We start from the raw sequence: 13,853 nt of genomic DNA on the forward strand, positions 1-13,853 counted from the left end.
CTCATAATTCAAAAATTATATTTTTATTTAAACTAATTTCTGCAAAGTTTCAAGCACATATGTATGCATAACCTCCTTATAATCAAGATGCGTCACGATTCTTAATTTTCCGTGACCCATAGAACTGATAAAGATATTTTTTTGCTTCAAGAGTTCAATAAGATTTTTCTCGATACAATTTGGAACCAAAGAAAAAATTAAAATATTGGTTTCAACTGGTTCTACAGATGCTACCCAACTTGTTTTCTTCAACACTTCGGCAATTTCTTTTGCTCTACGGTGATCTTCGGCTAACCTAGTGATATTATTTTCAAGTGCATATAAACCTGCTGCTGCTAAATATCCTACTTGACGCATTCCGCCACCAAGTATTTTTCGAATTCGCAATGCTCTGTGAATTGTTTCTTTATCGCCCAATAATACAGAACCAATAGGAGCTCCTAAACCTTTAGACAAGCATACTGAAATGGTGTCAAAAAGTTTACCAAACTCTTTAGGATCTTGATTTTTAGCAACCAAAGCATTCCAAATACGAGCTCCGTCTAAGTGAAATTTTAAATTATGTGCATCACAAACTGCTTTAATTTTTTGTAAATCTTCCAGTTCATAGCAAGCACCGCCACCTTTGTTTGTTGTATTTTCAACACATACTAGACTTGTTAATGGACTGTGATAAAACTCTGGATCATTGATAGCAGCAGCTACTTGATCTGCGGTAATCATTCCTCGATTTCCATCTAGTAAACAACAAGAAACGCCACTATTAAAGGAAACTCCGCCTCCTTCATAATGGTATACGTGTGCATATTTATCAGCAATTAACTGTTCCCCTGGCTGCGTGTGCAATTTTATTGCAGTTTGATTTGCCATTGTTCCCGATGGAAAAAAGAGACCTGCCTCCATTCCAAACATTTGTGCTACCCTAGCTTCAAGTTCAATTACAGTAGGATCTTGTTTATACACATCATCACCAACTACAGCATTTAACATATGAACAAGCATTTCACGAGATGGCTTTGTAATCGTATCGCTAATTAAATTTATTTCCATATTATTCTTTTATTTTCAGTGCGAATGGTTCGCGAATTGTCCCTTTGTAAAAAATTTCTATTTTTGCAGCACAAATTTACATAATACGGTTTGTATATTGCAAAAAGTTCCGTTAAAACTAAAACAATTGAACAAAAGGAATACTACAAAACGATTTCTAAAAAATAAAAACAATAATTTATGACAACTACCGAACAAATAAAAGGTATTGTAGAGCGCCTTGGTGCGTTGAGGAGGTATCTTTGACGTTGATGCCAAATTAATTGAGATTTCAAACGAAGAAGAAAAAACCTTTGCCCCTGATTTTTGGAACAGTCCAAAAGAGGCAGAACTACTAGTGAAAAATCTTCGAAATAAAAAAAAGTGGATAGAAGATTACAATAAAGCTGTTGAAATGACAGACGAATTGGAACTTGCCTACGAATTTTATAAAGAAGGTGAACTTACACCTGATGAACTTGACACACAATTCAATGCTACTAATAATCACATTGAAGCTATTGAATTTAAAAACATGCTTTCGGATGAAGGGGACACGCTAAGTGCTGTAGTGCAAATTACAGCTGGTGCAGGTGGAACAGAAAGCTGCGACTGGGCCGAAATGCTCATGAGAATGTACATGATGTGGGGCGAAAAATACGGCTATAAAATTAAGGAGCTGAATTTTCAAAAAGGAGATGCTGCCGGAATAAAAACAGTAACTCTTGAGTTTGAAGGGGATTATTCTTTTGGATATCTTAAAGGAGAAAACGGAGTACATCGACTCGTGCGTATTTCACCTTTTGATAGTAATGCTAAAAGACATACCTCTTTTGTTTCCGTATATGTTTACCCCTTAGTTGACGACAGTATAGAAATTGAAATTAATCCTGCTGATATTGAAATAACGACCTCACGCTCTAGTGGTGCAGGTGGACAAAATGTCAACAAGGTAGAAACTAAAGTACAGCTGTTTCATAAGCCTACCGGAATTCAAATTCAATGCTCTGAAACGCGTTCGCAGCAAGACAATAGGCAACGAGCCATGCAAATGTTACGTTCGCAATTATATGAAATTGAACTTAAAAAGAAGCAAGCACAACGCGCCGATATTGAAGCTGGAAAGATGAAAATTGAATGGGGATCACAAATACGCAATTACGTAATGCAACCATATAAACTAGTCAAAGATGTACGCACTGGCTATGAAACCAGCAACGTTGACGGCGTCATGAATGGTGAAATAGACGAATTCTTAAAAGCCTATCTGATGATGATGGGACAAAAAGAATCATAAAAGATAAAATCCTACACAATTCTATTTTGTGTAGGATTTTTATTATTTTTGAGAAAAACACATCACTGATGTAAACCTTTTTTACATCACTTTTTTACTAATTTACTTTCCCATTTTTGCACAAAACAAGAATTATTTTAGCGTTAGATTTTAAAGAACTTCCCAACGCTGAGACAGCAAAATATTACAGTATCTTCGAACAATGAGTTATAATTATAATAAGATAATTAACTCCGTTAACTTTTTAAAGATTTTTAGAATTTAAAAAAGTGACTCTATCACGATTTAACAATGTCCAACAAAGAATAACATACTTTGAATTACATTGTAAACTTGACACTTTTTTTCAAAGCATGTTAAAGAAAATATTAGGATTAGGAATTTAAATGCTAAATTCCTTTATTTGGGCAAATTTTATCAAGAACCAAATCCTAAATTCCAATGAAATCCTATACAATTAACGAAATAAACGAAATTCTTAACGGAGAAATCGTTGGGTCAACCCTAACAAGTATTACTGCTCCTGAACAATTAGAAGCTGCAAGCACTACGGAGATTTCATTTATAGGAAACAAAAAATACGAAAAATTTTGGGCTACCTCAAAGGCTTGTGTTGCTGTTGTAAACGAAGACATTAGCATCGAACCAGGAGATAATCGCGCTTTTATTAAAGTAAAGAATGCCGATTTAGCCATGTCTCAAGTTCTTGAACTTTTTGCTCCACCTACTCCACTATTCAATACAGCCATTCATCCCACAGCCGTGATTGATGCTAGTGCAAAAATTTGCAATGGTGTGCAGATTGGTGCAGGATGCTATGTGGGTCCTAATGTAGTAATAGGTGATAACAGTACTATATATCCTAACGTGACCATTTTAGACGAATCAACTATTGGTAAAAACACAGTTATTTGGTCTGGTACCGTGATCAGAGAACGCTGTCATGTTGGTAATGATTGCATCATACATCCCAATGCAACAATTGGCGCAGATGGTTTTGGCTTTAGACCTGATCCTCAACGCGGATTGGTTAAAATCCCTCAAATAGGTAATGTAATCATTGGTAATAATGTTGAAATTGGTGCCAATTCTTGCGTAGATAGAGGCAAATTTAGTTCAACAGTACTAGGTGACGGCTGTAAAATTGACAACCTTGTACAAATAGGTCATAACAGCAAATTAGGTAAATTTTGTATTATGGCAGGAAATAGCGGACTTGCTGGTTCAGTAACATTAGGTAACGGAGTTATTATTGGTGGAAGTGCCTCCATAAAAGACCATACAACTATAGGAGATGGTGCTATTGTAGGAGCAGGATCTGGTGTTACAGGTGATATAGCCGCTGGAAAAACAATGTTAGGATATCCGGCTGTTGAAGCTCGTGATGCCTTAAAACAATGGGCTATTTTAAAAAGACTAGTCAACGAATCAAAAAAATAAAGACATAATTTTTATCATATTCATAAAAAAAACAGAAGTTCGCTTCTGTTTTTTTATTTAAAACCAAAATAAAAACATTTTTTTGATTTTACTAGACAAAATAATAAACGTATTTTTGTAGTAATTTGTATTTTAGCACAAACTTTTTAATCTAATAAATCATGGATTTGAACTTCAATAAAAATGAAGACCACAATAAACTTCTACTCTCTGCATTACGTCAAAAATTAAGTGCCGTAAAATTAGGAGGTGGAGAAAAACGCATTCAAAAATTACATAGTGAGGGCAAAATGACTGCCCGTGAACGAATAGATTATTTACTAGACGCAAAGGCTAAAAGTATCGAAATTGGCGCTTTCGTTGGCGAAGGAATGTATGCTGAACATGGTGGCTGCCCTTCTGGTGGAGTTGTTGTAAAAATAGGTTATATCCGAGGCAAACAATGTATTGTAGTAGCAAATGATGCTACAGTTAAAGCAGGTGCTTGGTTCCCTATTACTGCTAAAAAGAACCTTAGAGCACAAGAAATTGCAATGGAAAATAGATTGCCTATCATTTATTTAGTGGATAGTGCCGGAGTTTATTTGCCATTGCAAGACGAAATTTTCCCTGACAAAGAACATTTTGGTCGTATTTTTAGAAATAATGCACAAATGAGCAGCATGGGTATTACACAAATTGCTGCTGTAATGGGTAGTTGTGTAGCAGGTGGAGCGTACTTACCTATCATGAGTGACGAGGCTATGATTGTGGATAAAACAGGTAGTATTTTCCTAGCGGGTAGTTACCTTGTAAAAGCAGCTATTGGAGAAAGCATTGATAATGAAACTCTTGGAGGAGCCACAACTCATTGTGAAATTTCTGGAGTGACTGATTATAAAGCGAAAGATGATAAAGATGCTCTTGATCGTATAAAAAATATTGTTGACAAGATTGGTGATTTTGACAAAGCTGGATACAACCGTATAAAAGCTGAAAAACCAAAATTTGATGAAAATGAAATGTATGGAATATTGCCAAAAGCTCGTAGCGAACAATATGACATGATGGACATCATCAACAGATTAATAGACAACTCTGAGTTTGATACTTACAAAGATGGTTATGGACAAACAATAATTACTGGTTATGCTAGAATTGATGGTTGGGCTGTAGGAATCATTGCTAATCAAAGAAAAGTTGTTAAAACTAAAAATGGAGAAATGCAATTTGGAGGTGTAATCTATTCGGATAGTGCTGATAAAGCCACTCGATTTATTGCCAATTGCAATCAGAAAAAAATCCCGTTAGTTTTTATTCAAGATGTAACTGGTTTTATGGTAGGATCAAAATCTGAACATGGCGGAATTATAAAAGATGGTGCCAAGTTAGTAAATGCAGTATCCAACTCTGTGGTACCAAAATTTACTGTAATTGTTGGTAATTCATATGGAGCTGGAAATTATGCCATGTGTGGTAAAGCGTATGATCCTAGATTAATTTTTGCTTGGCCAAGTGCTGAACTAGCCGTTATGGGCGGAACGCAAGCTGCAAAAGTACTTGCACAAATAGAAGCCTCATCGCTCAAGGCAAAAGGTGAAGTCGTTGATGAAATAAAAGAAAAAGAGTTATTTGACAAAATAAAAGCAAGATACGACGAACAAGTTTCTCCTTATTATGCGGCCTCAAGATTATGGACTGATGCTATTATTGATCCATTAGACACTAGAACTTGGATTTCTATGGGAATTGAAGCAGCAAACCACGCTCCTATTGAAAAGAAATTCAATTTAGGAGTTATTCAAGTATAACATTCTTACCAATTATAAAAAAAGCATCCCGAAAGTATATTTCGGGATGCTTTTTAATTTAGGAAAACTTCATTATAAGCTATTTACAATTTCAGCTCGTTTTAATTTACCATTATCTGTTTCTTTAAATTTTGGAACGTAAAAAACAGCTTTCGGTTTTTCATACTTGTCTAAATCATCAAAAAAATCATCGGGTAACAATTGATTTTCTCCTTCAATAACTAAAATTAATTTCTCTCCGAGTTCAAGATCTTTAATACTCGCCACAAAAAATCTTTCCTTTATTTTAGCAGATAGTTTTTGTTCAATTTTTTCAGGAATCAATTTTATTCCGCCACTATTTATTACATTATCAACTCGGCCTAAGAAAACAAATTGATTGTATTCATTAATTTCTACCAAATCATTCGTAACAATCGATTCATTTGAAATTAAAGGTGCATCAATCACCAAGCAATTTCGGTCATCTCGGGAGATTTTAATATTAGGCAAAACCGAAAAGAAATTTTCCCCAACTTTTTTAGCAGCTATATGAGTAATAGTTTCTGTCATGCCATAGGTTTCATACACTTTTGTTGTCACTTTTGACAACTCATTTTCAAGAACCTTGTCCATTTTTGCACCACCAACAATCATTTTCTTTACATTATGCAATGACTTTAGTGAATTTTGAGCTTGCAAAGGAACCATAGCAACAAAATCATATTTCTTTGCATTACGAACTAAAGGTTCTGCACTTGGAGCAACAAAATCAAGGTCTAAACCTAATATAAAACCACGTACTAACATCATTTTTCCCGCTATAAATTGGGTCGATAAGCAGTGTAAAGCGCTGTCTCCTGGTTTCAAATCGAAAAAATCTCCAGTGGCTAAAGCCGAGTTTACCATGGCTTGTTTCTCCATTCGAATGAGTTTTGGCTTTCCAGTAGTTCCAGATGTATTGAGCATGAGATAAGGTTTAGAATCAAACCAATCTAAAAGAAAATCTCCAACAGCTTTTTCATAGGCCTCGCCTTCTTTGATAAAACTATACGCAACTCTGCATAAATCATCACGATCAAGGTGAAAACCATTTAATTTAAACAAATTATGTACGTTTTGATAGGTAACGGTAGTGGTCATGATTGTGATATTTACAAAATTATAATCTAAACCGATGGAATCCTGCCGGTCAATTTTTCTGTCCAATTGGTCCATTGGTATTTCTTACTAAAGATAAACAAAAGTATTGGATAAATAAGAAAAACAGGTAAAATGACATCAATTCCAGCAGATGGATTAGAGACATCCTTTAAAATAGAATTCGTTTGAAAGGCAGTCCAATCAGATGTGATTAACAAAGCACCAATAGTATTATTAGCAGCATGAAAACCAAGGGCAAGTTCCATTCCTTCATCCATGAGTGTCAAAATACCTAAAAACAAACCGGTTCCTATATAATACACCATAATTATTGGACCCATTTTTTCTACTTCGGGATTAAAAAAATGCAAACCGCCAAAAATTAATGAAGTCATTACTAATGGAAACCATTTATTTCGAGCTAAAACTGCAAAACCCTGCATTAAATAACCTCTAAATATATATTCTTCGGCACTTGTTTGTAAAGGAATCATTATGATACCAATCAGTACTAAAATTAAAAAAGGAATGGGTTGAAAATTTATTGCAAAACTAGAAGGGTTCGCAAAATACATGATGAGCGTTGATCCAATAGTAAAAAGGGACCAAATCCCAAAAGCAGTCAGTACTCGGTTCCAATCTACTTTTTTTCTAGAAGTAGTCACCGAAAGTATAGTTTGATGGTGTAGCAATTTCACTATAAAAAAAAGAGCAGCCAGCACAAACACAAAGTTTGACAATAAAAAAAACAATGTAGTATTAGAATCAAAGTACGTCATCATATTCAATCCTACTGGTTGAAACTGTTTCCCAGTAGTCAAAGAGTCTATAACAACAACTGCTGCAAAAAACAACTGCCCAACCATAGAAGCAAGAATTAGTAAAACTGACCCTTGAATGTATTTCCAAAAAGTATTTCCTGACTTAAAACCTTGGGCTATGTACATATTTTTTTGAAATTATGTTTTCATATTATTAGTTTAACAAATACTATTTTTGTTACATCATAATCTTAAATCAAAAAAAATGATTCAAATCTATCACAATCCTCGTTGCGGGAAATCAAGAGCATGTTTAGCACAAATCGAAACGAGCAATAAGGAGTTTGAAATTAAACTTTACTTGCTTCACCCCCTATCTATTGATGAATTAACAACCATTGTTAGCAAACTAAACATTAAACCTATAGCTTTAGTGCGCATCAAAGAAAAAATTTGGATAGAAAACTATAAAAACATAAACCTGAATGACCAAGAAGTATTAAAAATTATTGCCGAAAATCCAATATTAATGCAAAGACCAATTGTAATTGATGGTCAAAAAGCAATAATAGGAAGAGATTTTGAATCAGTAGAGAACTTTTTGAAATAGATAAATCTTAGTCTTAACATTTATTTGTGATTTGTCCTATTAAACTAATTAAAGGTTTGTGCGTCTAATGAAAAAACTAAAGTAATAAATAATGAAATTAATTAAACCTTTTTTAATTCTTGCCTTTTTTTTAATAGCAATAGTAGGATTTGCACAACCAGGTGGAGGTGTTCCTAAAATTAAAATAACTGGAAAAGTTATCGAAAAAATAAGCAAACAACCATTAGAGTATGCAACCATCACTTTTTCATTACCAAATAATCCAAAACCCGTAGCAGGTGGAATTAGTAATGCAACTGGAGATTTTGATGTTGAAGTGAAACCAGGTACGTATGATATCAAAATTGAGTTTATCTCTTTTAAAGGAAATGATATCAAACAAAAAAGCTTAACAAAAAGTACTAACCTAGGAGTGATAAGCTTAGAAGAAGATGCGGCACAATTGAATGAAGTAATTGTAAGGGCAGAGAAAACTACTGTTGAAATCAAATTAGACAAAAAAGTTTACAACGTTGGAAGTGACCTTATGGTTAAAGGTGGAACCGTAAGCGATGTATTAGATAACATACCGTCAGTATCAGTAGATGTTGAAGGAAATGTAAGTTTAAGAGGAAATGATAACGTTAGAGTTTTAATTGACGGCAGACCCTCAAATGCTATTAACATAACTGAAGCATTACGATTAATTCCAGCTGATGCAATTGAAAAAGTAGAAGTTATTACCAATCCATCTGCACGATATGATGCTGAAGGTGGTGGAGGTTTACTAAACATTATTCTTAAAAAAGGAAAAAACCAAGGATTAAACGGAACTATAATTGCGTCTACTGGTTATCCTGAAAATTATGGATTGAGTGGTACCTTAAACTACAAATCAAAAAACTTTAACCTTTTCACTACACAAGGTTATAATGATCGTAGCAATCCTGGAAACGCTTTTACCAATACTGATTATTTAAATGATAATAATGAAATTACCAATTCTGTAAATGAATCTCGTAAAAATGACAGATTCAATAAAGGCTATAATAGTAATTTTGGTATGGAATGGTTTGTTTCTGAAACTGCTACATGGACAAACAGCTTTAATTACAGAAAAAGTAACGGAAACAATATTGACAACGTTTTTCAAGATTATATCAAAGCTGATCGCAGTTTTGATTATAGAAGAACACGAATCAACCTAGAAAACAGCGACAGTGAAAATGTTGAATTTGCAACAAACTATACAAAGAAATTCAAAAAAGACGGACACAAATTAACTCTTGATGGTTCCTTTTCTACAAGTGATGAGTTTAATGATGCATTAATTACTGATACTGCAACCAACTCTACTAGAACAAAATTCGATAATACACTTAATAATCAATCTCAAAATCGAAATTTATTACAATTAGATTATGTACTTCCTTTTGGCAAATCAAGTCAATTTGAAGCTGGATATCGTGGTGAATTCTTAGAATTACTTACAGATTATAGAGTTGATAATGATGGTGTAGTAAATAACAATTTTACTAATAAATTAGAATACAAAGAGAAAGTAAATGCTTTATACACACAATATGGTGTCAAAGTAAATAAATTTTCAGCTCTTTTTGGATTGCGTTTTGAAGATTCAAACATCAACATCAATCAACTAGCTACTAACGACTTTAACACTAAAAAGTACAACAATTTTTTCCCAAGCGCTTTCTTTACCTACGAATTATCAGATGCAAGTAGTGCATCAGTAAGTTATAGCCGAAGAATACAAAGACCAAGAGGACGTTTGTTAAATCCGTTTAGCAACTTATCAAGCAACATTAACATTTTTGTAGGTAATCCAGATTTAGATCCGGCATTTACTGATGCACTAGATTTTGGATACATTAGAAGATGGGAAAAATTAACCTTCAATACTTCTTTGTACGTAAATAAAACAACTGATGTGTTTCAATTTGCTAGAAGAGAATCAGGAGACTTCGTAAATGGAATACCTATTACTGTTAGCTCACCTATTAATTTAGCCACAGAATACAGAGCAGGTTTTGAATTTACACTTAATTATTCTCCATACAAATGGTGGAAATTGAATGGTAATTTTAATTTCTTTAGAAATGAAACTCAAGGAATATATGAGTATACTAATTTTAGAAACGAAAAAGTAACACAAGATTTTAATAATATTGCTACTTCTTGGTTCACTAGAATTACCTCAAAAATAACATTACCTTACAAAATTGATTGGCAAACTAATGCTACCTACAATGGTCCTCAAGGCAACGCACAAGGTAAAAGCTTAGGAGTATTTGCAGCAAACTTAGCTTTTAGTAAAGATATAATGAAAGACAAAGGAACACTTTCATTTAACGTAAGCGATGTTTTTAATTCTAGAAAAAGAATCATGGAAACTTACCTACCTCAATTTGCAAATTCTTATGGTGAAATGCAGTGGAGAGTAAGACAGATAAACGTATCATTTACTTATCGTTTCAACAAACCTAAAAACGAAAGAGAAAAACCAACTCGTAAAATGCAAAATGATAACGAAGGAGATTATCAAGGATAAAAGAAAAGGACTCATGTAAAATGAGTCCTTTTTTTATACATTTAAATCAAAAAAAAAAGAACTCATAAAAATGAGTTCTTTTATAAAACTAAAAAGCTTAAACAGATTGTTCTTGCTTCTTTTTTGCTTTCTTCTCTTTGTATGCTTCCCAACTTGCTCCACCTACCCAATAGGATACGAAACCAACTAGAAAAAACATTAACCAAAATCCCATTGTTAGGATGGTTAAGAAAAGTAAAAAGCCTAAATACTGTGAAAATTCAAACATGTTTTCCGGAATTTTGAATGTAGGCACAAATATAACTCTAATTATTTTTGGTAGCAATAAAAAAACACAAAAACTAAGTATGTCCTTGTCATAATAATAATTATTCTTAAATTACAGAATTACGAAATTCCTTAGAGCAAATCGCAATTCCAAAAAAATAATATGAAAGAGCAACCATTTCCATCCATTAATAAAGCCATTTAAAATGAAGTATAGAATAGAAAAAGATACATTAGGCGAAGTACGTGTACCAATAGATAAATATTGGGGAGCCCAAACAGAACGTTCTAGAAATAACTTTCAAATTGGAGAGGCAGCCTCTATGCCAAAAGAGATCATATATGGTTTTGCGTACTTAAAAAAAGCAGCCGCATACACCAATTGTGATTTAAAAATTCTAACAGAGGAAAAACGAGATTGTATTGAGATGGTCTGTAATGAAATTTTAGACGGAAAGCTTGATGATCAATTTCCATTAGTCATTTGGCAAACTGGGTCAGGAACTCAAAGCAACATGAATGTAAATGAAGTAATTGCAAATAGAGCTCAGTTTATTAAAGGTTTAAAAATAGGTGTAAATCAATTTATTAATGCAAACGACGATGTTAATAAATCTCAATCCTCCAACGATACTTTTCCTACAGCTATGCATATTGCTGCATATAAAGTCCTAAATGAAGTTACAATCCCTAGCATTGAAAAATTAAGAGATACGCTACATACTAAAGCTATCGAATTTAATACCATTATAAAAATAGGCCGTACTCACATGATGGATGCGACACCCATAACATTAGGACAAGAAATATCAGGATATGTAGCTCAATTAAATTATGGTTTGAAAGCTTTAAAAAATTCACTCCCTCATCTATCTGAAATAGCTCTCGGAGGGACTGCTGTAGGAACAGGTTTGAACACTCCAAAAGGATATGCCCTGAAAGTTGCTCAATACATTGCTGAGTTTACCAGACACCCTTTTATTACTGCCGAAAATAAATTTGAAGCCTTAGCTGCTCATGATGCTATTATTGAGAGTCATGGCGCTTTAAAACAATTGGCCGTTTCTCTAAATAAAATAGCAAATGATATCCGCATGCTCTCCTCTGGACCAAGATCTGGAATTAATGAAATCTTCATTCCTGAGAATGAACCTGGATCATCTATAATGCCTGGCAAAGTAAACCCTACTCAATGTGAAGCCTTGACAATGGTATGCGCACAAGTAATAGGAAATGATGTCGCAATTTCTGTAGGTGGAATGCAAGGACATTTTGAATTAAATGTATTTAAACCGCTCATTGCATCAAATTTTTTACAATCAGCTAGACTTCTTGGAGATGCATGCTTGTCATTTGATCTTCATTGTGCCCAAGGAATTGAACCTAATCATACTAGAATTAAAGAGCTACTGGATAACTCATTAATGTTAGTCACTGCATTGAACCCTAAAATAGGATATTACAAATCAGCAGAAATTGCTCAAACTGCACATAAAAATGGTACCACTTTAAAATACGAAGCAGTGCGCCTTGGATATGTCACGCCAGAAGATTTTGATAATTGGGTAAAACCTACTGATATGGTGTAATACAAAAAACCCTGTAAAGTAGTTTACAGGGTTATAAATTTAGTTGGAATTTGTTAATTTATTTTAGCTTTTAAGGCATTATATTCTGCAATCAAATCCATAGATCGGTATAATTTTAATAATAATTCCGAAACTGTTTTATCATTGGCTTGTATCGAATTTGCTTTTTCTAGATACTTGATAGCGCCTTTTACAATATCATCCATTTTAATTTTTAAATTATCATAGGCAAGCATTTCTTCTTTGGAAGTCCCTAATACACTCATTTGCTCGCTTATTACTTTTTTCTTGTCTAAACTTAAATATGCAAGTTCTAAATACCCATCAACTGATTTAGGATCATAAGTAATGAGCTGCTTGTAACAGTTTTCGGCTGCAGCTAAATCTTTTTTTTCTCTATAAATAAAACCCAAATTTAATAGAATTTCACTTTTCTTAGAGGCGGCCATCAGATTTCTAGGATTTTCTGCAATTCCTGCTTTTACATTTGAGTCTCTATCGGCTGCACTTAAATACAATTCTTCAACTTTAGATTTTTTATTAACAGCATAATATTCCATAACTCTACCCGTATAATTGAGTTTATTTAACTCTTTATAATTACGTAAGGCAGATTCATAATCATTTACCTTCATAAAATAAGAAGTCGAAAGGTATAAGTTAAGCGTATCTTTTTTGTCTATCTCATACAAGGAATACATTTTTTTTGCTCCTTCACTGTAGTTATTTACTTTTAAATCAGCAATAGCACTACCTTGAATCTGATCTTTAATTAATTTAATCGCTTCGCGGGCTTTTACAGAGTATTTATAGGTTTCAATACGGTCTTCCTCATCAATCAATTCCTTGTAAGTAGCAACGGCAGAAGAAAGGTTAGCAGCTGGATCAATTTTTTGATCCGCTAAACTTTTATAAATTTCAGCTTTTAGCTTGTAAAACTCTGATTTATCATCGGCAATAGCATTATTTATTAAATATTGTGATTTTTTTAAAATGGATAATGCTCCCTGAGAGTTTCCGTTCTTAAACTCTAATTGCGCCTCTTTGATTTGTTCTTTTTGGGCATATCCAGCAAAAATAATGGATAAAATAAATACTAAAGTAAAGTTCTTTCTCATCTAATGTGTGCGGTATTTGGTTAATAAAACTAATAAAATATCGTATTTTAACATTTAACACTCTATTAAGTGTAGCAAATTAGATTAATAATTTGATTTTCAAAAATAATACTCTAAATATTTTTTAAAATAAATAAAAAAATTTGTTTTACTGAATAATTACCTAGATTTTAACATAAAATTTTGTTTAAAGTTTCTTTCTATTGTCAAATTGACAATAGAAAGAAACTTCTTTTTTTTGTAATTAATTTTAAAAAATTAGTTGTTTAAAAAAAAAAGTCG

11 protein-coding genes are annotated in these 13,853 nt (G+C 33.0%); 6 read left to right on the forward strand and 5 right to left on the reverse strand.

All coding sequences use genetic code 11. From position 1 onward, the window contains the following. Positions 1 to 27 precede the first annotated feature (27 nt). A complete protein-coding gene (locus tag DNC80_RS08950; RefSeq protein ID WP_182650914.1) occupies positions 28 to 1,050 on the reverse strand; it encodes a low specificity L-threonine aldolase in 1,023 nt (340 codons plus the stop codon). A gap of 180 nt (positions 1,051 to 1,230) precedes the next feature. Between DNC80_RS08950 and prfB the strand changes: the two genes are divergently transcribed. From prfB to DNC80_RS08965, 3 genes are all read left to right on the forward strand, one after another. Further along, positions 1,231 to 2,326, forward strand: a protein-coding gene (gene prfB, locus DNC80_RS08955; RefSeq protein WP_182650915.1) for a peptide chain release factor 2 whose coding sequence is annotated in 2 segments (ribosomal slippage) — positions 1,231 to 1,293 and positions 1,295 to 2,326 — 1,095 coding nt in all. Because the reading frame shifts where the segments join, the coding sequence is not laid out codon by codon here. A 441-nt stretch (positions 2,327 to 2,767) separates the two neighbouring features. Next, the gene (gene lpxD / locus DNC80_RS08960) at positions 2,768 to 3,766 is read left to right on the forward strand and encodes a UDP-3-O-(3-hydroxymyristoyl)glucosamine N-acyltransferase (protein WP_182650916.1); all 999 of its coding nucleotides are present in this window, start codon (positions 2,768 to 2,770) and stop codon (positions 3,764 to 3,766) included. Between the two features lie 161 nt (positions 3,767 to 3,927). Continuing rightward, on the forward strand, positions 3,928 to 5,556 hold the full coding sequence (locus DNC80_RS08965) for an acyl-CoA carboxylase subunit beta (protein ID WP_144893793.1): 1,629 nt from the start codon (positions 3,928 to 3,930) through the stop codon (positions 5,554 to 5,556). 72 nt (positions 5,557 to 5,628) lie between these two features. Here the strand turns inward: DNC80_RS08965 and DNC80_RS08970 are convergent, their stop codons facing one another. Both DNC80_RS08970 and DNC80_RS08975 read right to left on the reverse strand, forming a co-directional pair. After that, positions 5,629 to 6,678, reverse strand: coding sequence for an AMP-binding protein (locus DNC80_RS08970; protein ID WP_182650922.1), 1,050 nt, complete (start codon positions 6,676 to 6,678; stop codon positions 5,629 to 5,631). A 26-nt stretch (positions 6,679 to 6,704) separates the two neighbouring features. Beyond that, entirely contained in the window at positions 6,705 to 7,625 is a 921-nt protein-coding gene (locus DNC80_RS08975; RefSeq protein ID WP_182650917.1) for a CPBP family intramembrane glutamic endopeptidase, read from the reverse strand. A 79-nt stretch (positions 7,626 to 7,704) separates the two neighbouring features. On the opposite strand from DNC80_RS08975, the gene DNC80_RS08980 reads away from it, so the two are divergent. Together DNC80_RS08980 and DNC80_RS08985 are read left to right on the forward strand one after the other, a co-directional pair. Next, positions 7,705 to 8,049: an ArsC/Spx/MgsR family protein gene (locus tag DNC80_RS08980; protein ID WP_182650918.1), complete on the forward strand. Its 345-nt coding sequence runs from the start codon at positions 7,705 to 7,707 to the stop codon at positions 8,047 to 8,049. 91 nt (positions 8,050 to 8,140) lie between these two features. Beyond that, positions 8,141 to 10,597 carry an outer membrane beta-barrel family protein gene (locus DNC80_RS08985; RefSeq protein WP_182650919.1) on the forward strand — a complete coding sequence of 819 codons (2,457 nt, stop codon included), beginning with the start codon at positions 8,141 to 8,143 and terminating at the stop codon, positions 10,595 to 10,597. Between the two features lie 97 nt (positions 10,598 to 10,694). Here DNC80_RS08985 and DNC80_RS08990 read toward each other — a convergent pair whose 3' ends face one another. Beyond that, the gene (locus DNC80_RS08990; protein WP_086453821.1) at positions 10,695 to 10,865 is read right to left on the reverse strand and encodes a hypothetical protein; all 171 of its coding nucleotides are present in this window, start codon (positions 10,863 to 10,865) and stop codon (positions 10,695 to 10,697) included. A 205-nt stretch (positions 10,866 to 11,070) separates the two neighbouring features. Here DNC80_RS08990 and fumC point away from each other — a divergent pair, with 205 nt between their 5' ends. Then, a complete protein-coding gene (gene fumC / locus DNC80_RS08995) occupies positions 11,071 to 12,453 on the forward strand; it encodes a class II fumarate hydratase (RefSeq protein ID WP_182650920.1) in 1,383 nt (460 codons plus the stop codon). A gap of 53 nt (positions 12,454 to 12,506) precedes the next feature. Here fumC and DNC80_RS09000 read toward each other — a convergent pair whose 3' ends face one another. Beyond that, entirely contained in the window at positions 12,507 to 13,571 is a 1,065-nt protein-coding gene (locus tag DNC80_RS09000) for a hypothetical protein (RefSeq protein ID WP_182650921.1), read from the reverse strand. Between the last annotated feature and the right edge of the window lie 282 nt (positions 13,572 to 13,853).

Source organism: Flavobacterium sp. SOK18b (genome assembly GCF_014156605.1).
Taxonomy (GTDB): domain Bacteria; phylum Bacteroidota; class Bacteroidia; order Flavobacteriales; family Flavobacteriaceae; genus Flavobacterium; species Flavobacterium tiangeerense.

Bases quoted from the DNA above. Each gene is read 5' to 3' on its own strand.
- DNC80_RS08950 (WP_182650914.1), bottom strand. From the start codon at position 1,050: ATGGAAATAAATTTAATTAGCGATACGATTACAAAGCCATCTCGTGAA.
- lpxD (WP_182650916.1), top strand. From the start codon at position 2,768: ATGAAATCCTATACAATTAACGAAATAAACGAAATTCTTAACGGAGAA.
- DNC80_RS08965 (WP_144893793.1), top strand. From the start codon at position 3,928: ATGGATTTGAACTTCAATAAAAATGAAGACCACAATAAACTTCTACTC.
- DNC80_RS08970 (WP_182650922.1), bottom strand. From the start codon at position 6,678: ATGACCACTACCGTTACCTATCAAAACGTACATAATTTGTTTAAATTA.
- DNC80_RS08975 (WP_182650917.1), bottom strand. From the start codon at position 7,625: ATGTACATAGCCCAAGGTTTTAAGTCAGGAAATACTTTTTGGAAATAC.
- DNC80_RS08980 (WP_182650918.1), top strand. From the start codon at position 7,705: ATGATTCAAATCTATCACAATCCTCGTTGCGGGAAATCAAGAGCATGT.
- DNC80_RS08985 (WP_182650919.1), top strand. From the start codon at position 8,141: ATGAAATTAATTAAACCTTTTTTAATTCTTGCCTTTTTTTTAATAGCA.
- DNC80_RS08990 (WP_086453821.1), bottom strand. From the start codon at position 10,865: ATGTTTGAATTTTCACAGTATTTAGGCTTTTTACTTTTCTTAACCATC.
- fumC (WP_182650920.1), top strand. From the start codon at position 11,071: ATGAAGTATAGAATAGAAAAAGATACATTAGGCGAAGTACGTGTACCA.
- DNC80_RS09000 (WP_182650921.1), bottom strand. From the start codon at position 13,571: ATGAGAAAGAACTTTACTTTAGTATTTATTTTATCCATTATTTTTGCT.